This is a genomic window from Leptotrichia wadei, from assembly GCF_007990545.2.
Taxonomy (GTDB): Bacteria; Fusobacteriota; Fusobacteriia; order Fusobacteriales; family Leptotrichiaceae; genus Leptotrichia; species Leptotrichia wadei.
The window spans coordinates 1803331-1822225 of the sequence record NZ_AP019829.2 but is presented as its reverse complement, the minus strand read 5'-3'; the positions used below and the strand labels follow the sequence as shown (position 1 = coordinate 1822225).

The window sequence follows — 18895 nt, the reverse complement described above, 5'->3', positions numbered from 1 at the left end:
ATATAAGAACACAGACAGTATCTGCAGGATTCTGCTTAAAATAAATGAAAGAAGGAAATAAAAATGGCTGACAGCAGATTTTTGAAATTTTTTAATTATATTTTGCTAGTTGAAGGAAGCTACTCTAATGATAAGAATGATAAAGGCGGGGAAACAAAGTACGGAATTACTAAAGAAAGAGCCAGAGAATGTGGGTACAAAGGAAATATGAAAGATTTAACAAAAGCAATGGCACAAAAAATTTATGAGGAAAAATATTATAAGGCTAGAAAATTGGATCAAGTGAAAAATGATAAAGTGGCACTAAGCATATTTGATTTTTCAGTAAATGCTGGAAAATATGGAATTAAAAAGGCACAGGAGGCTGTGAATAAGGTTTATGGTAAAAATGTTGTGAGTATGGATGGAGCAATTGGAACTCAGACGCTAAAATATTTAAATGAAGTTAATCCAGATAAATTTTTGGTTGTATATCACAGTTTACAGCGTGAATACTATAAATACCTTGCTAAAAGAGATGCGACTCAGAATGATTTTTTGACAGGATGGTTAAACAGGATTAAGGTTAAGGAAAATTATTTGAGAAACGTTTAATGAATGTAAGAAAATAGAACAAAATTATAAAAAATGAAAAAATTGAGAAATTAAAAAAAGCTTCAAAGTAAGAAATATTGAAAATAAAATACTAGATATTTTTTTATTGTAAGATTTTTATAAAAAAAGGTAATACAAATTGAAAGGAGTGTAGCAGATGGAATTATGGTATACAGAAGAACATACGAAAAATGTTAGATTTTCTATAAAGGTTGACAAGCAATTGGTTAGTGTGAAGAGTGATTTTCAGCGAATAGATATTTTTGAATCACAGGAATTTGGGCGGTTTCTAACGCTGGATGGATTTATGATGTTAACAGAAAAGGATGAGTTTATTTATCATGAGATGATAACACATGTTCCGATAGCGGTAAATCCTAAAGCTAAGAAAATATTGGTTATTGGTGCTGGAGATGGCGGAACTGTCCGTGAACTTGTAAAGTATAAACATATTGAGAGAATTGATATGGTGGAAATTGACAAGATGGTTGTCGATCTTTGCCGTGAATATTTACCTAAGACAGCGAATAAGCTGGATGATGAAAGAGTTTGTATTTATTACGAGGATGGATTGAAATTTGTACGTTCCAAGACAGATGAATATGATATTGTAATTGTGGATTCAACTGATCCATTTGGGCCTGGAGAAGATTTATTTACGAGGGAATTCTATGGAAATTGCTTTAATGCGCTAAAAGATGACGGAATTCTTGTAAATCAGCATGAAAGTCCCTATTATGAGGCGGATGCTAAAGCAACAGCAAGAGCAAATAAACAGTTAAGAGCAGTTTTCCCCTTTGCAACAGTTTATCAGCTACATATACCGACATATCCGTCAGGACACTGGCTATTTGGATTTGCTTCAAAAAAATATAATCCTGTAGAAGATTTGAAGGCTGATGAATGGAATAAGTTTGGCATAGAAACGAGATATTATAATACGGAATTGCATAAAGGGTCATTTGCTTTGCCAAATTATGTGAAAGATTTAATAAAATAATTAGAATAAAAACTAGAAGGAGAGTTTATATATGAGAAATAAAAATATACATACATTTATAGGGTGTGACAATGAATATAATGAGAGCAAAATTGCTATTTTTGGAGCACCGTTTGACAGTACAACTTCGTTTAGACCAGGGACTAGATTTGCTTCGGCGGTTATGAGAAATGAGAGTTTTGGAATAGAAACTTATAGTCCTTATCAAGATAAGGATTTAGAGGATATTAAGGTTTTTGATGGTGGAGACTTGGAACTTTCGTTTGGAAATTCAGAAAGTACGTTGCAGGATATTCAGGATGAAACGGCAAAAATTTTGAAAGATGGGAAAATTCCGTTTATGATTGGTGGAGAGCATTCTGTTACGCTGGGAGCTGTGAAAGCAGTTGCCGAAAAATATCCAGATTTGCATATTATCCAGTTTGACGCACATACAGACTTGAGAGATGAATATTTAGGGCAGTATTATTCGCATGCTTCTGTAATTAGAAGATGCTGGGATATTGTTGGAGATGGTAAGATTTTTCAATTTGGAATAAGAAGTGGAGAAAGAGATGAATGGAAGTTTGCAAAGGAACATCTTCACACGACAAAATTTAATTTTGACGGACTTGATGAAGTTGTGGAAAAATTGAAAGGGAAACCAGTATATTTTACATTGGATCTAGATGTGCTTGATCCATCGGAATTTCCTGGAACTGGAACGCCTGAAGCTGGAGGAGTTACTTTTGTGGAACTTCATAAGGCAATAGAAAAAATTTCTCAGTTAAATATTGTTGGACTTGATATGAATGAACTGTCGCCTGTGTATGATCAATCTGGGCAATCTACGGCATTAGCTTGTAAATTATTGAGGGAAATCTTGTTGTTTATTTATAGATAGTTTTTGATTTAGCAAGGGGGTCTTAACCCCTTGTGTACATAACTTAAATATGATCTGAAATTAAAATAATTTTATAACATTAAATAAACTAAATAAATTGTTGAAAAACAGCACATTGAGACAAAACTTGTCATATACATTAATAATATATTTTTTTTTATATCATCTAATCTAAATTCTTTTAATTTATCTCCAATTGTCGGCTTTTTTACTTCTTTTCCAAAATAGGAAACTTTTCCACCAAACTGGACTCCCAACGCTCCTGCTACTGCGCTTTCTGAATGTCCTGAATTTGGACTTGCGTGATTTTTTCTGTCTCTTTTAAATATTTTCCATGCATTTTTGTAATTGTATCTCAAAATATAGCTTGCTGCTGTTATAAAAATCCCAGAAATTCTGGCTGGAATAAAGTTTACCATATCGTCTAATTTTGCTGAAAATGTACCAAACTTTGCATATTTCTCATTTTTATACCCAACCATTGAATCAAGTGTATTTATTGCCTTATAGGCCATTGCAAGCGGAAGTCCACCCACAAACATATAAAACATCGGTGCAATCACGCCATCCACCATATTTTCCGAAATAGTTTCCATCGTACTTCTAATAATCATAACTTTATCCATCTTTTCTGTATCTCTTGAAACCAAATAAGACAATTTTTCCCTTGCTACTTTCAGATTTCCTAATTTTAAAATTTTATAAACTCTTTTTCCTTCACGAGCCAGTGATTTTACCGAAAATACTGTATACATCAAATAAATTTCCAAAATTTCCAAAACTTTTACAATTTTTGTCAATTCCACAAATCCATACATTACAAAAAATGTACTTGCAACTACTAAAATACCTAAAACTGCTCCACCAGCAAAGCTTCCTTTTTTCCCATATAATTTTTTCTCTAAAAATGTAATCATTTTCCCAATAATTTGAACTGGATGTGTAATTTTTTCCGGATCCCCAAAAATCAAGTCCAAAATAAATGCAGTCCATATTTTTATTAAAAAATTCATTATTTATCTCCTATTATTCATTATTGTGTAACTCTTCTATAAACTATTTTACTTAAAAATCACTTTTTTAATAAACTATATCATCTGTTGCCCTTGCTCCCACTTTTTCCATAATTTCTATCATTTCAACAGCATTCTCATCATTTTTATTCCAAAAATCTTTACTATATAAACGCTTCCATTCACCATTTATTGTATCATAAAGAATCATATAAATCATAAATTCATCCTTATTTTCAGGACTGTAAATATACATTCTGTATTTATAATATTCTGGAGAATTACTATATTCTAACTCTGTCAAATTTTTCCAAGGATATAATTTAATTACATCCTTTTCAAATTCATCCAAATAATTAGCAATTTCAATATAGGTAAGTCCCTTTTTGCTTCCTTTGTTATAAATTAACCCTACTTCCATAAAACTATCATTATTTTTATCCTCTGTTTCATATACCATTTTATTTTTTTCTACATCACAATAAATTTTATCTGTTAATTTTGTATTTTTAACCAGTTCTACCATTTTGCTTGCAGATTCTGTATTCCCTGTATACCAATTGCAATTAACTGAAAATCCTATTGCTTCTATCATTAAAAATACTAAAAATAAAATTTTTTTCATAAATTTGTCTCCTCCCTTTTTTATTTAAAACTAATCATAGCCGTAGCCCTTCCAGCGTTTTTTCTTTCCCTTCTATAAGAATGAAATTTTTCATCAAATGTACTTTCATCTGCTACAATCAAATTTTCCTGTTTTATCCCAAGTTTGAGTGCCATAAGTTCATTAAATTTTGTATTGTCAAAATGATATTTCCCTGTTTTATCATTAAACCAAAATGATTTTTCCACAATTTCTCTGTTACTTTTCCCAAATTTTTCCACAAACTTATCATAAAATTCATTTCCAACTTCATAATCCTTTTGACCAATCCCAATTCCTAACGCCATTACTACATTCTCAACTTGCGTCCCATATTTTTTTTGCATTTCCAAAAGCCCTGACTTCATCATTTCCTTAAACGTTCCTGGCCACCCTGAATGCCACGCTCCTATAACCTGATTTTCCTTATCATATACAAAAATCGGCAAGCAATCCGCATAAAATGTAAAAATCGCAATATCCTTCCTTTTTGTCAAAAATCCATCAATATCATCTTGCTTTTCATAATAATACTTTTCTGTATTTTCATCAATAATTTTTACATTGTTAGAATGAGTCTGAAAAGTCATAACTTCCTGTTTATTTGACAAACCTAATTCCTTTAATAATTTTTCCCGATTTTTTTTCTGTATTCCTTCTTCCTGATTTTTAATTGGACAATAATCAGACATATTTCCAGCATTTTTTTTTGTATAAACTGCCGTTATCCCATATTTTTCAAATTCTTCAATATAAAAGTAATTTTTCTTCTCGATAAACATTTTTTCTCCCGTTTAAATTATAATTTTCAATATATTTAATTATTTATTTTTTCCTATTCCCAAAATAATCCGTCAATTCCAAAAATAATTGATTCCCATTAAAGTCATCAACAATAATTTTTCTTGCTTTTTCCAAATATTCCTGAAGTAGCCTTTTGCTCTCATCCAACCCAAAAATGCTAGGATAAGTGGTTTTTTCATTTTTCACATCATTCGATTTTTTACCAATTTCCTCAAAATCCCCTTCAATATCTAAAATATCATCCTTAATTTGAAAGGCAATTCCCAATAATTTTGAATATTCTACCATTTTTTCACGCTTTTCACCTTCAATATCCAAAGCAATCATTGGCAATTCAATCGCAGCAGTCAGTAATTTTCCAGTCTTATGTGCGTGAATATATTTTAACGTGTCAATTTCCACTTTCTTATGTTCAGATTCTATATCCGCAAACTGTCCTCCGACCATTCCAAAAAATCCTGCATATTCAGATAATCTTGAAATAATCTCAATTTTATTTTTATCTCCTAAACTTTTAGAATTTGCAATTATTCCAAAGGCTTCCGTCAAAAGAGCATCTCCCACAAGAACCCCGATTGCTTCATTGTATTTTTTGTGAACTGTAAGTTTACCACGTCTGTAATCATCATTGTCCATCGCTGGTAAATCATCATGAACAAGTGAATAGCAATGTATAAATTCAAGTGCAGCAGCAATTTCCTTAATTTTATCATAACTTTTACAATTATTTTTTTCAAACAAATCACAAATCATATACATCAAAATAGGACGGATTCGCTTTCCTCCGTTCATAACTGCATATTCCATTGCCTCTGCCAATTTTTCAGGATATTTACCCCTATAATTCCCAAGTAATTCTATCAGATTGTCTTCAACAGCTTTCTTTTTTTCTTTTAAATATTTCTGTAGCATTTTATCTCCCAATCATTCAAATTCTTCCATTTCCATTTTCCCATTTTTTTCAAGTACCTTCATAACTTTCCCTTCCCCAGCTTCAAGCAATTTCTCCGAATCCTTAATAAGCTTAATTGCCTTCTCGTATTCAGAAATTGAATCATCTAGCGACAATTCCTCGCTTTCCAATTTTTCCAAAATTTCATCAATTTGTGCAATATTTTCTTCATAACTTTGTTTTTTTACTGCCATTTTTATTTTTCTCCTTTCATTCTTAATTTTTATGTTTTTTAGTAGATAAATGTTTTCCAAAATAACATATAATAATTTTATCTTTTTTTTCTTCAAAATACATTCTATAACCATTAGAAAAATTTTTCATATGTTTAAAAATATATCTATAACTACCATCATCAAATTTAAAACATCTTTTTTCCTTCAACTTAAATTTACCTTTAACACTATCAGATTCATCAGAAACTTCATAATCTTTTATTTTTTTTGCTCCCATTTCCAAATTACAAACTATTGTCACAAATTCTTCAAACATTCTAGTATTTTTTATTTTTGTAAAAGTCTCTTCAACAACCTTATTAATATGTACTTTTTTTAAGAAATCTTTTTTGTTTTCATAATTTTTTATTAGTTCATTTATAATTTCTATTTTTCTATCTTCTAAAAATTCTTTTATTCTTATTTCTTCAAAATGCTTTTCCAGACTAATATTAAGAATTTATTTTTTCTTCTTTTATTTCTTCATTTTCTAAAAAAGATATTTTTAATAACTCTATCTCTATTTTATTCCATTTTTCATTAGATAAAAAACTTACAAGCACTGTTCCAAAAATATCTACATATCCGAACTCTTTATTTTCTTTATCTTCATATTTGTATTCTTTTAAACCATAAGTTTTATTTTCATTTGTTTTATTTAATATTGGATTTTCAATTTTTATAACCTTATTTGATATTAATGAAAATAATTTTCTTCTTAAAACCTCATCTTTAATGCTATATATAGTTTCTTTTAAAGTTTTATTTGAATAAATTATCATATCTTTAATTTCAATAAAAGTTTTTATTTTTATATAATTCTTTAATTTTTGGGAAAGATAATTTGTTACTTTTAAAAATTCTATTATATTTTTTTCAAACTCATATTTATCTTTAAATGGTAAAGAAGAACTATTTAATATCACAAACTCTACCATAAAAGTTTCTCCAACTGAATATCCCATTCATCAAAAAAACCTTTAGGCCAATTTTCTATTCTTCCATTAGAATCTATTTTTATTTCTTCCATTTCTATTTCATTTTCTTCATAATTTTTATTGAAATAATATACTTGAACTTCATTTGAAGAAATTATATTCTCTTTTACAGATACTCTAATAGCATTTAAAAAATGATCTGAATGAGTTTCTATTATTAACTGAACTCCTTCTGCCGCAACTTTACAACATAGTTTTGCAAGCTCAGATTGAGCTGCTGGATGTAAATGTGTTTCAGGATTTTCTATGATAATAATATCTCCTTTTTGTGCTTTTAATAATAAAATTATTATTGGCAGAGTATAAGTAATACCAAATCCAACATTTTGTGGCAAAAAATTTCTACTACCATAGTTATAATTTAACCTAACTTCTTCTTTCGCATCATTAACTACTGCTGTAATATCTATCCCTTTACTTATTTTTCCAAGCCATCTTGATACATTCTCTCTAAATTGATAATTATTTGTATCATTTGATTTTAAATTTTTTATTTTTATTTCATCATTATAATATTCAGCAAGATAATGTATTGAGTATTCTCCATTATTTCCAATTTGACCTTTTAAAATTTTTTCTCTAGAATATTCATAATTTTCTTTTGGGAAAATTCTATTAGCTGATAAATAAAAAAAATTATCTTCACTTATTAGAAATTCCCAATTTTCTATTTTTTTATATTGTGCTACAATTTTCTTTTCATCATCTAATTTTATTTTTGTATCTAATTTTTTATTATCTATTTCCAATTCTATGAAAATTTCATCATCTATTGCTTTTTCGTTCAAAATATCATTAATTAAACCTAATTTTACATATTTATCATTCAGAAATATATCTTTAAAAACAGTATTTTTATCATTAAAACTCAATAATTTTATTAACTCTTTTATCTCTTGTCTTTTTTCAAAATTTTGTTTTATTAATAACAAACTTTGAATCACAGAAGATTTACCCCCACTATTTATTCCTGTCAATAAGTTTAATTCTTTAAAAAAAAATTCATTTTCTTTAAAACATTTGAAATTAATTAATTTTAATTTATTAATCATCTATAACACTCCTTATCAATTTTTCTAAAAGAGAAAATCTTTTTACTACAGATTTTCTATCATTTGTACCCCTTGTAACTGCATCATTAAAATCTTGATCTTTTAATAATTCTATATATTTTTTTTCAAAATTTCTTTCTTATTTTTTAATCTTAATATTTCTTTATTATCTAAATCACTTACTAAAACTGTCCATATTTCAAATAATGATTTATTCAGAACTTTTATTTTACTGTTATCTATTAGTTTTTTATTAAATAAGTATTTCTTTTCAAAAATTTCTATTAAATTACTTAATGTTTTTAATAATGATGTTTTCATAACAACATATTCATTATTTTCAAATTCTATAGTATCAACAATTTCCATTGTTTCATCCAATAGCTTTGGTAAAGATTTTTTTTCTTGATTAAGTTTTCTATAATTATATTTTTTAAAAGCAATATATCTTAAAACTAATTCTCTATCAACCATTCTTTTAGAAGTTACATTTACAATATTTTTAAAATCTTTTTCTTTTGTTATTTCTTCAAGTAATTTCACACCATTATTTTTTTGATTTAATGCCTGCCTTATTTCTTGAGGATTTAAAGTTATTCCTCCTGTATTTATTCTATTAAAAACTGAATATCGCACTTCTTTAGGTGTTTGTGGTTCCATTTGGTATGTCACAATTTCTGTTTCTTCTATTGTTCTTCTTATATTTCGCTCTAAATCATCAAATTTTTTACCTTGAAATTCTTTTAAAAATTCTAAATTAGTTAATTTCAAATTTTTATCAACAATAAATCTTTTTATTGTTGTTAACCTTTGTAACCCATCTATTACTATCCATTTATCATTATTTGAAATATCAAAATAAAAAATAGGAAGAGGTAATCGTAAAATAATTGATTCTATTAATCTGCTCATTTTAGAATTATCCCACAATCCTCCATTTCTTTGAAAATCAGGATTTAAATCTATTTCTTCATTTTCTAATCTTTTAATTATATTATCTAAACTTGTTGTTTTAGGAGTTATTTTTATATCTTTTGTATTAAAAGGATTTGTTATTAATTTATTTTTTTCTGTTTCTTCATTCTCTGTTTCTTCATTCTCTATTTCTTCTTCTATTTCATTTGTTTCTTCAATTTTCATATTTTCTCCTATTTTTATTTTTTAATAAAAAATTTTAGTTCTTGAAAACAATAAACATTAAATTTACTTGACAATTTAATCCTCAAACCTATAAAAACTAACTACCTTCTTATTGTAATCTCTTTCATCGTATTTCACAAAATTACCTATTTTATCCGCCATTTTCTCATACGTGCTGTGTTCTGAAATTATAATTCCATCTCGTTCCAAAAGATTTTCTTCTGAAATTTTTTCAATCGTTTTTGTTGAAATATTTTCCTTGTAAGGCGGATCCAAAAATATTATATCAAATGTTTCATTTTTTCTTGAAAGAATTTCTATCGCTCGAAAAACATCATTTTTGTAGGCTCGGCATTTTTCTTCCACTCCAAGATGATTTACATTTTCAATAATTACTCTAAGCGCCTCTTTATCTTCCTCAATCATAATCGCTCTTTTTGCACCACGGCTAAGTGCTTCAAATGAGACATTTCCCGTTCCTGAATACAAGTCCAGAAATTTTGCATCTGCAACTTTTTCTCCAATTATACTGAAAATTGCCTCTTTTATTCTTTCTAGCGTAGGTCTGGTTTCTCTTCCTTCCCTTGATTTTATTCTTCTATTTTTCAATGTTCCTGCTACAATTCTCATTTTTTCCTCTTTTCAATTTTTATGATTCTCTCTATATTTGAATTAATCTGTGTATATTTTACTACATTTCAGGCAAAATTACCAACATTTGCCCTACTTAAATTTTATTGAAATTTTTCCATCCAGATTTACTCCACTCTCTAGCAGTTCATAATGCTCTTTTGTACTATTTTTACTAATATTCTTAAATTCATAATCTTTAAAATTTATACTGTCAATTTTTAAATCTGATTTATTATAAACATTTATATACAATATTTCCGCCTTATTTTTGTTAAAAAAATTGTCAACTAACTCAAAACTGTACACAAAATCCTTATTTCTTGAAAATTTTGTATTTACTAAATCATAATAAACAGCGATTTTCCCTTCTTCCATTGACGGAATAACCTTTGAAATGGCAAACCATTCACGCTGGATACTATCTGTAACTTGACTTTCATAAATATTTTCATCAAATTTTATAACTGCTCTCAAATTTTGTGCCTTTTTATAATCTGTCAAAAACTTTATATTTTTTACAAATTTTCCCTGGTTATTTGTATTTTTATTACTAAAATCCTCTTTTAAGCTCTTCTCAATATTCGTATCCAGCCAGAACATAAACGTCGATTTCACATTATAATTCCCAATATTTTCAAATGTATAAACACTCTCAACCTTTATTGTCTTATTTTTCTCAATCGTAATATTCAAATCTTCCCTCTTTATAACTAACGGCTCCTGCCTTACAATTTTCAAATTTCCAATTGCTAAAAATTCTGACTTTTCAGAAAATGTTACAATATTTATTGTAAAAAATATTATAATTATCAATAATACTTCAAAAGATTTTTTTAATTTTTTATTATTCAAAAAAAACATATCTCAACTCCTTTAATTTTTTTATCATTTCAACTTTATTCTCTCAACCCCCACCAATTTCGCAACTTTCCTAATAAACTTGAGCGATAAGTTCACATTATATTTTTCAGACAGTTTTACAACTTCCTTTTTCTCATTCGTTTTAAACGCCAAAAATACTTGATTGTCACCTTTATTTTTTAAAATAATCTGCTTCAATTCCTGATTTTTTTCTTTCACTTCTTCGTCAATTAAAATGTATAATTTTAGATTTTTATTTTCTTCTAGATTTTCAATGTTGCAAATGTTGTTTAAAATAACTGTATTTTTATTTTGCTCGGAATTTACAATTCCTTCCAGCACCATAATCTGCCCTTCTGTGATTTTATAGCCAAAAGTTACATATTCTCTTGGAAAACAGACAACTTCAATACTTTTTTGAAAATCTTCCATTTCAAATTTTACCATTGGCTCTTTTCCAGTCCGTGTTGCAAATTTTTTTACATTTTTCACTATTCCGATAATTCGTACTTTTTTTAGCTCTTTTTGAGAAATTTCTGATATTTTGTTATGGAAAATTATATTTATCAGATTTTTTTTCTCATTTAAAGGATGGCTCGAAACGTAGATTCCCAAATATTCCTTTTCATTTTGAAGCAATACTTTTTGAGGAAATTCATCGCTTTTTTCCATCTGGAAGTCAACTGATATTTCCTTTTTCCCTCCGAATAAAATCATTTGCAAATCTTCTTCAGATTCGTATTTTTTCTGGCTGTATTCTAGAACTTTGTCAATGGACTTGTATTTTTCAAACCTGTTTCCATCAAGTCCATCCAATGCTCCCGACAAAATTAGCGATTCCAGCTGTTTTTTTGTAATTCCGTTTTGCTTCATCCGATATCCAAAATCTTTGTAGGAAACAAACTTTCCGTTTTTTCGTTCTTTTTTTATTTCATTAATTAATGCTGCTCCCACACCTTTTATCGCAAAAAGTCCAAATCTTATTCCAACCTTTCCAAAATTTTCTTTATCCGCCTGATTTTCCTCAATTTCAAAATCATAATCAGACAAATTCACATCTGGCAAAAATATATTAATCCCTTTTTCCTTCGCTTCATTCACAAAAACAACAAATCTGTCCAGATTATGCACTTCGGTTGTCATTATCGCAGCAAAAAATTCTAATGGATAATTTGCTTTAAAATATGCTGTCCAGTAAACAATCAGGGCGTAAGCTGCCGAATGTGACTTGTTAAATCCATATCCACCAAATTTTTCCACTAAATCATAAATTTCGTTTGCTTTTTTCGATAAAACTCCTTTATTTTCAGCATTTGTTACAAATTTTTCACGATTTTTCTTCATTAGTTCAGGATTTTTCTTTCCAATTGCACGCCGCAGTTCATCAGCTTCCCCAAGCGAATAATTTGCCATTTCACTCACAATTTTCATAACCTGCTCCTGATACAAAATTATCCCGTAAGTTTCCTCAAGTATGTATTTTAGCGAATCATCAATATATTTTATCTCAGTCCTGTTATTTTTCACATTTATAAAATCATCCACCATTCCACTTCGCAAAGGTCCTGGACGATAGAGTGCAAGCAATGCAATTATGTCCTCAAATTTTTCAATTTTCATTTTCTTCATAAGGCTTCTGATTCCAGCTGACTCACATTGAAAAACTCCCATTGTATCAGCCTTTGTAAGCAATTCATACGTTTTTTCATCATTTAGAGGAATATCATTTAATACAATTTTTGTTTTTCGTCTTTTCTCAATATTTTCCACAGTTTTCCGCAAAATCGTGAGATTTTTCAAGCCAAGAAAATCCATTTTTAAAATTCCCAGCTCTTCCAGTTCCTTCATTTGATACTGTGTCGAAACAATCTTCGTCTTCCCATCAGAATAAGTCGGAATCTCATCACTTAGCACATCTTTGGAAATAACGACTCCAGCCGCATGAACAGAGGCGTGTCGCACTTTTCCCTCCAATTTTAGTGAATAATCAATCACTCTTTTTATTTCCCTGTCAGTTTCATACATTTTTCTAATTTCAGGAATATTGTTCAAGGCATCTTTCAGTTCCGTATTAAACGGTATCATTTTAGCGATTTTATCGACTTTTACAAGCGAAACATTTAACACACGCCCCACATCACGAATCGCAAGCCTTGCCTTTAGCGTTCCAAACGTAATGATATGTGCCACATATTCTGCCCCATATTTATTTACCACATAATTTATGACAATTTCCCGCTGTTCCTGATCAAAATCTATGTCAATATCAGGCATCGAAATACGTTCAGGATTCAAAAAACGTTCAAAAATCAGATTATACTCAAGCGGATCAATTTCCGTAATATTCAAAGCATATGAAACAATGCTCCCAGCCGCAGAACCCCTTCCAGGCCCAACATAAACCCCATTTTCACGTGAGAATTTTATAAAATCCCAGACAATGATAAAATATCCGTTGTACCCCATTTTATCAATAATTTCCAGTTCATACTCTGCACGCTCCAAAACATTTTCCAAATTATTCTTTAATAATTCTTCCCAAATTTTAACTTCCTTCAATTTCTGCCCAGCAATTTCATCTTTTGCAATCTCTTTTTCAATTATCTCAAAATTTTTATCCAGCTGCAATTTTTCAGAATCTGAAACAGATTTTTTCAGATATTTGTGAAAAAGTCCCTCAAATACTAGATTTCGTAAAAACTCCTTTTCACTTATATTTTGCGGCAACGAATATTTTGGAAATTTAAAATTATGAAACTCAAAATCAACATTGCAGTTTTCCACAATTTTTTCCACATTATTGATTCCAGTTCCATAAAATTCGCTATATTCCTTATTTTCAAAACTTTTTTCTATTTCATTTTCAGATTTTAGATATAAATCATCATACAAAATTTCACTATTTCCCGATTTTTCTGTATCAATTTTGCTTCCCTCTTTTATTGATTCCACAATTTTTTGCAAAACTGCATCTTCTCTATTCGGATAATAAACATCATTCGTAATAACAAAATTGTCAAATTTATTTTTACGCACAATGTCAAAAAGCATTTTTCTAGCCTTTTCCAGCCTTTCCACAGCAGGAACTTCAATAAAAAAATTATCCCCAAAATCCTTGCCAAGTTTCTCAATAACCCTTCTAACTTGAGTATTTTCCAAGTCCAGAATACCCTTTACAACTTCACTGTTTATCCCGCCCGACAAAATATACAAATCATCTGAATATTTTTTCAATTCATCATACTTAATTTTATTCCGATTCCGTGTAAACCTGCTATATGAAATTGACGACAATTTTGATAAATTTTTATACCCATTCTGATTTTTAGCAAGTAAGGTAAGCGAAAATTCTCCCACTTTCTCAAGTCCATCCAGAAACACCTCAAGTCCAATAATCGGCTTTATTCCAGCATTTTTACACTTCTTAAAAAACTCAATCACCCCAAACATCGAAGTATCCGTAATTGCAAGTGCTTTTGCCCCAATTTCCTTAGCTCTTCCAACATATTCATCAATCTTCCCAACACCTTCAAGCAGCGAATACTCCGTATGCAATTTCAAATGTACAAATTTATTTCCCATAATTTCTACCTAATTTCTATTTTTATAAAAATACCTAAAGTGCCTTTATCACTTCATAAATCCCATCTTCATCATTCGATAAAGTAATTTTATCTTTTGAAAATTCCTGTTTCAGTTCTTCCGTAGCATTCCCCATAAGATACCCATATTTCACAAACTTCAACATTTCCAAATCGTTCCACTGATCCCCAAACGCCATTGTTTCTTCTGGAGAAATATCATATTTTTTCAACAGTTCCTTTATTGCTAGCCCTTTATTTACTTCCTTATTCAAGCATTCTAAATAATGCGGCTTTGAAAATACAAAATTAATATGTGGCAATTTTTCTTCCAATTCCTTTTTTAACTCCAGTAAAATTGAATTTTCTGCAATAAATAATGCTTTTGTAGAGGCTTTTCCAATGAATTCGTCAAAATTTTTCACATAATATGGAATTTCCACGCTTTCTGAATATTTTTTACCTTCATCTGTTTCATTTTCAATATATAACTTGTCATCCATATATAAATTTAAGTGAATCCCCTTTTCTCTTGAAACTTTGATAAGTTCCTCAACATCCTGTGCCTCAACAGGTTTCTCAAAAATAACTTCATTATTTAACGGGTTTGTAACTCTCCCGCCATTATAGTTAATTACTGGATTTTTTATCCCCAACATTTCCACAAAAGGCTTTGACGAAGAAAAGGTTCTCCCAGTTGCAATAAATATTTTCACTCCCTTTTTTTCCAGTTCTCTCAATTTTCTTATCAAATTTTCCGAAACCTTATGCTCACTTGTCAGCACTGTTCCATCCAAATCCATAAATATCGCTTTTATATTATTCATTTTAATTTCCTTTCTACTAACAATTTGTTAAATTTTGCTTTCTTATTTTTTTTAAAACTATCTGATAATCTGTTTTATAATTCTATATTTAAATAACTTCAATTAAATTTTCTACAAAATAATCTATTTCTTCAATAGTAGTATCTTTACCAATACTAATTCTAAATGAACCTTTCAATTCCTCATCATTAAGCCCCATAGCCTTCAAAACATGCGAATTTTCAAGCGATCCTGACATACATGCAGAACCGCCGCTTATGCAGATTCCTCTTAAATCCAGTGCTACCAGCAGCATTTGAATATCCACTCCTTCTATGTAGACATTTGTTGTAGTTTTTATTCTATTCACCTTTTCTCCATTTATTTTTATTTTTTTCTCAAGTTTCCCAATTTCACTTTTTAATCTTTTTTCTAAATAATTTTGCAATTCTCTTTCTTTTTCTGACATTTCTTCCAAATTTTCATAAACTTCCTCAAGTGCCACACCAAGCCCCAAAACTCCGTGGACATTCTCTGTTCCAGCTCGTCTGTTTCTTTCCTGCGAGCCACCCCAGATTTCCTTTTCAACCGAATATTTTTTATCAATAAATACAAATCCTGCTCCCTTAGGCCCATAAAATTTATGAGCTGTCGCCGTCAAAGCTCCTATTTTCAAATCTTTTGGGAAAATCTCAAATTTTCCTATCGCCTGTACCGCATCTGTATGAAAAAATATATTTCTTTCCTCCAGAATTTTCCCAATTTCCTTAATTGGCTGAACAACCCCAGTTTCATTATTCACAAACATTATCGAAACAAGAGCCGTATCTTCCCTCAATTCCTGCTTTAACTCCTCAATATCCACAACTCCATTCTCATCAACACCAATATACGAAACTTCATATCCTTCATTTTCCAGCTGCTCAAAGGTTTTTAAAATCGTAGAATGCTCAATCTTAGATGTTATGATATGTTTTCCTTTATCCTTATTTGCTTTCAAAAATCCTCTTATTGCAAGATTATTCCCTTCAGCTCCGCCAGATGTAAATACAATTTCAGTTATTTCAACCTTCAAATTCTGTGCTATAATATGTCTTGCCCTTTCCACAGCTGATTTTGCCCGTTGTCCCAATGAATGCACAGAAGACGGATTTCCATAATTTTCACTAAACGATTTTGTCATCTCTTCTATCACTTTGTCGGACATTTTTGTAGTTGCAGCATTATCTAAATACACTATTTTCATTTTTAACTTTCTTCTCCTTTTTCATTTCATTATTTTATAATTTATAAAATTTTATAATTATAACAATCTATTTTTAATTCAAAAATATATTTTGTTTTTCTAATCATAACTTATCTTACCAAAAAATATATTTTTTTCTAAAAATCGGAAATTTCCTATCTACATATTCATTAACATAATATTGAGCTTCAGCATAACTTCCCATTATATTTAAAAAACCCAAAGAATCCTTAAAAATTCCTATTTTTTCATCTTCCACTTTAAGTGCGATAATATAAGGAAATATTCGATTAAAATAATTAAGTTTTTCTTCTTCTGTTTCAAATTTATCTATTTTATTTTTTTCAGCAGTTTCAAAATACATTTTTAAACCTTTAATATACTCCATTTTTCGCTGTCCCGAAACTGTATATTTTCCTATTGCCTTTTCATAAACCAAAAATATTATTCCCAAAATAAACAGGCTTAATCCCAAATAAACCTCCATATACATCATTACAGCAACAATTATTCCCAACATAACTGCTACATATAAAAATTTTAAAATTCCTGCAGACATCCTATGTACATACTCAAGCCATATAAATATAAACATTGTACCTATAATAGCACTTTCAAGATTTCCCTGTAATAATTTTAATAATATAAAAACTATAGAAACCGCTATTCCAGATATTACAGGGACAAAAAACAAATAATTATTTTTATAAATTATTCTTTTGTATTTTTTTTCCAAAAAATGTACAATACGATTTTTAAATCCAATAATTCCTAGTTTATTCCCAAACAAATCATTTTCCGAAAGAACATCCAGCAAATTATTTTCCTCCTGAAACAAAGTTTCCTTCCTCAATTTCAAATTATCTCTATTTTTCTTATTCAAAATATGTTTCTTATTTCCAGTACCATTTTCATCAACTTGAGAAATATAACCTTTCAGCATTAATGACAATATTCCAATTTTCAATATTTCCTTTGAATCCCTTTCGCCATTAATATATGCAACAAACATTGACGAAATATTTTTTGGCTCAGAAAATTCAGGAATAATAGATTTCCTTTTCGGATCTCTTCCAAAAAAATACCACGTTAAAATAGAATATATTCCAATAAGTATAACTAAAATAATTTCAGTTATAATAATATTCATAGTAAATCTCCTATTTCTGAAAAATATAGATTTTTCAATAAAGATTAAATATTTATATTGATTATACCATCTAACAAAAATTCTTTCAATATCCAACCTTGGCATTGCAAATGAATTAACGAGATTATACACAGTACTAAAAAAAATTTGAAAAAATTTAAAAAATGTTATATTATATAGATGTGTAAATTTAAATAAAAATTTAGGAGGACTTAAAAATGGCAGGAAACATTTTAGGAACAACAGTTTATTATGACGCTGATTGCGATTTAAGTAAATTGGAAGGTAAAAAAATTACAATTTTAGGGTATGGATCTCAAGGACATGCTCATGCATTAAACTTAAAAGAAGGTGGATTTGATGTAACTGTTGGACTTAGAAAAGGTTCTAAATCTTGGGATGCAGCTACAGAAGCTGGATTTACAGTAAAAGAAACTGCAGATGCTGTAAAAGGTGCAGATATAGTTATGATCTTAATTCCAGATGAATTACAAGCAGAAGTTTATGCAAAAGACATCGCACCAAACTTAAAAGAAGGAGCATATATTGCATTCGGACACGGATTTAACATTCACTTCAAAAAAATAGTTCCAAGAGAAGATATAAGTGTATTTATGGTTGCACCTAAAGGACCTGGACACTTAGTAAGAAGAACTTTCCAAGAAGGAAGCGGAGTACCTTGTTTAGTAGCAGTAGAAAAAGATCCAGCAGGAGATGCTATGGAAGTAGCTAAAGCTTGGGCATCAGCAATTGGTGGTGGAAGAAGTGGAATTCTTGAAACTACATTTAGACAAGAAACAGAAACTGACTTATTCGGAGAACAAGTAGTATTATGTGGTGGAGTTGTAGAACTTATGAAAGTTGGATTTGAAGTATTGACAGAAGCTGGATATGACCCAGTAAATGCTTACTTTGAATGTATTCACGAAATGAAACTTATTGTAGATTTAATTTACGAAGGTGGACTTGCAACAATGAGAAATTCTATTTCAAATACAGCTGAATATGGGGATTATTTAACTGGACCAAAAATTATTACAAAAGAAACTAAAGAAGCTATGAGAGGAATTTTAAAAGATATTCAATCAGGAAAATTTGCTAACGACTTCTTAGCTGACTACAAAGCTGGACAACCATTCTTAAAAGAAAAAAGACAAGAATTTGCTAATCACGGCGTAGAAAAAGTTGGAGCAGAATTAAGAAAACTTATGCCTTGGATTAAAAAATAAGATTACTTCAAAACCTTTAAAAATAACTATTTAAAGCAATTCATAAAATGGCAAAATCAGTAAAATATCAGTAAATCGTAAAACACTCTAAAATT

The 18895-nt window shown here is 29.2% G+C and carries 19 protein-coding genes; 4 read left to right on the top strand and 15 right to left on the bottom strand.

Annotation, left to right across the window (positions count from 1 at the left end):
* Positions 1 to 63: 63 nt before the first annotated feature.
* The 3 genes from FVE73_RS08380 to speB all read left to right on the top strand — a co-directional run bounded on the left by FVE73_RS08380 (position 64) and on the right by speB (position 2477).
* Entirely contained in the window at positions 64 to 594 is a 531-nt protein-coding gene (locus FVE73_RS08380; RefSeq protein ID WP_018498141.1) for a glycoside hydrolase family 108 protein, read from the top strand.
* Positions 595 to 751: 157 nt separating this feature from the next.
* Positions 752 to 1594 carry a polyamine aminopropyltransferase gene (gene speE, locus FVE73_RS08375; RefSeq protein ID WP_018498140.1) on the top strand — a complete coding sequence of 281 codons (843 nt, stop codon included), beginning with the start codon at positions 752 to 754 and terminating at the stop codon, positions 1592 to 1594.
* A 31-nt stretch (positions 1595 to 1625) separates the two neighbouring features.
* The gene (speB, locus tag FVE73_RS08370; protein ID WP_018498139.1) at positions 1626 to 2477 is read left to right on the top strand and encodes an agmatinase; all 852 of its coding nucleotides are present in this window, start codon (positions 1626 to 1628) and stop codon (positions 2475 to 2477) included.
* Between the two features lie 71 nt (positions 2478 to 2548).
* Here the strand turns inward: speB and cbiB are convergent, their stop codons facing one another.
* The 15 genes from cbiB to FVE73_RS08300 all read right to left on the bottom strand — a co-directional run bounded on the left by cbiB (position 2549) and on the right by FVE73_RS08300 (position 17571).
* Positions 2549 to 3490 carry an adenosylcobinamide-phosphate synthase CbiB gene (gene cbiB / locus FVE73_RS08365; protein WP_018498138.1) on the bottom strand — a complete coding sequence of 314 codons (942 nt, stop codon included), beginning with the start codon at positions 3488 to 3490 and terminating at the stop codon, positions 2549 to 2551.
* A 67-nt stretch (positions 3491 to 3557) separates the two neighbouring features.
* On the bottom strand, positions 3558 to 4115 hold the full coding sequence (locus FVE73_RS08360) for a hypothetical protein (RefSeq protein ID WP_018498137.1): 558 nt from the start codon (positions 4113 to 4115) through the stop codon (positions 3558 to 3560).
* Between the two features lie 20 nt (positions 4116 to 4135).
* A complete protein-coding gene (locus tag FVE73_RS08355) occupies positions 4136 to 4915 on the bottom strand; it encodes a polyphenol oxidase family protein (protein WP_018498136.1) in 780 nt (259 codons plus the stop codon).
* A 43-nt stretch (positions 4916 to 4958) separates the two neighbouring features.
* Positions 4959 to 5849: a polyprenyl synthetase family protein gene (locus FVE73_RS08350; protein ID WP_026239007.1), complete on the bottom strand. Its 891-nt coding sequence runs from the start codon at positions 5847 to 5849 to the stop codon at positions 4959 to 4961.
* Positions 5850 to 5861: 12 nt separating this feature from the next.
* Positions 5862 to 6083: an exodeoxyribonuclease VII small subunit gene (gene xseB / locus FVE73_RS08345; RefSeq protein ID WP_026239006.1), complete on the bottom strand. Its 222-nt coding sequence runs from the start codon at positions 6081 to 6083 to the stop codon at positions 5862 to 5864.
* Positions 6084 to 6105: 22 nt separating this feature from the next.
* Positions 6106 to 6381 (bottom strand): hypothetical protein, encoded by a 276-nt coding sequence (locus FVE73_RS10970; RefSeq protein WP_232058506.1) that lies wholly within the window; start codon positions 6379 to 6381, stop codon positions 6106 to 6108.
* A gap of 175 nt (positions 6382 to 6556) precedes the next feature.
* Entirely contained in the window at positions 6557 to 7042 is a 486-nt protein-coding gene (locus tag FVE73_RS10965; protein WP_232058505.1) for a hypothetical protein, read from the bottom strand.
* Positions 7036 to 8154 carry an AAA family ATPase gene (locus FVE73_RS08335; RefSeq protein WP_018498132.1) on the bottom strand — a complete coding sequence of 373 codons (1119 nt, stop codon included), beginning with the start codon at positions 8152 to 8154 and terminating at the stop codon, positions 7036 to 7038. The genes FVE73_RS10965 and FVE73_RS08335 overlap by 7 nt, the downstream gene beginning before the upstream one ends.
* A gap of 111 nt (positions 8155 to 8265) precedes the next feature.
* A complete protein-coding gene (locus FVE73_RS08330; RefSeq protein WP_018498131.1) occupies positions 8266 to 9294 on the bottom strand; it encodes a DUF262 domain-containing protein in 1029 nt (342 codons plus the stop codon).
* Between the two features lie 75 nt (positions 9295 to 9369).
* Entirely contained in the window at positions 9370 to 9924 is a 555-nt protein-coding gene (rsmD, locus tag FVE73_RS08325; protein WP_018498130.1) for a 16S rRNA (guanine(966)-N(2))-methyltransferase RsmD, read from the bottom strand.
* Between the two features lie 93 nt (positions 9925 to 10017).
* Positions 10018 to 10788: a hypothetical protein gene (locus FVE73_RS08320; RefSeq protein WP_018498129.1), complete on the bottom strand. Its 771-nt coding sequence runs from the start codon at positions 10786 to 10788 to the stop codon at positions 10018 to 10020.
* Between the two features lie 24 nt (positions 10789 to 10812).
* Positions 10813 to 14370 carry a DNA polymerase III subunit alpha gene (gene dnaE / locus FVE73_RS08315; protein ID WP_018498128.1) on the bottom strand — a complete coding sequence of 1186 codons (3558 nt, stop codon included), beginning with the start codon at positions 14368 to 14370 and terminating at the stop codon, positions 10813 to 10815.
* Positions 14371 to 14404: 34 nt separating this feature from the next.
* A complete protein-coding gene (locus FVE73_RS08310; RefSeq protein WP_018498127.1) occupies positions 14405 to 15196 on the bottom strand; it encodes a Cof-type HAD-IIB family hydrolase in 792 nt (263 codons plus the stop codon).
* 88 nt (positions 15197 to 15284) lie between these two features.
* Positions 15285 to 16421 carry a cysteine desulfurase family protein gene (locus FVE73_RS08305; RefSeq protein ID WP_018498126.1) on the bottom strand — a complete coding sequence of 379 codons (1137 nt, stop codon included), beginning with the start codon at positions 16419 to 16421 and terminating at the stop codon, positions 15285 to 15287.
* Positions 16422 to 16536: 115 nt separating this feature from the next.
* Positions 16537 to 17571 carry a DUF2207 family protein gene (locus tag FVE73_RS08300; RefSeq protein WP_018498125.1) on the bottom strand — a complete coding sequence of 345 codons (1035 nt, stop codon included), beginning with the start codon at positions 17569 to 17571 and terminating at the stop codon, positions 16537 to 16539.
* Between the two features lie 218 nt (positions 17572 to 17789).
* Here FVE73_RS08300 and ilvC point away from each other — a divergent pair, with 218 nt between their 5' ends.
* On the top strand, positions 17790 to 18800 hold the full coding sequence (ilvC, locus tag FVE73_RS08295) for a ketol-acid reductoisomerase (protein WP_018498124.1): 1011 nt from the start codon (positions 17790 to 17792) through the stop codon (positions 18798 to 18800).
* Positions 18801 to 18895: the final 95 nt, after the last annotated feature.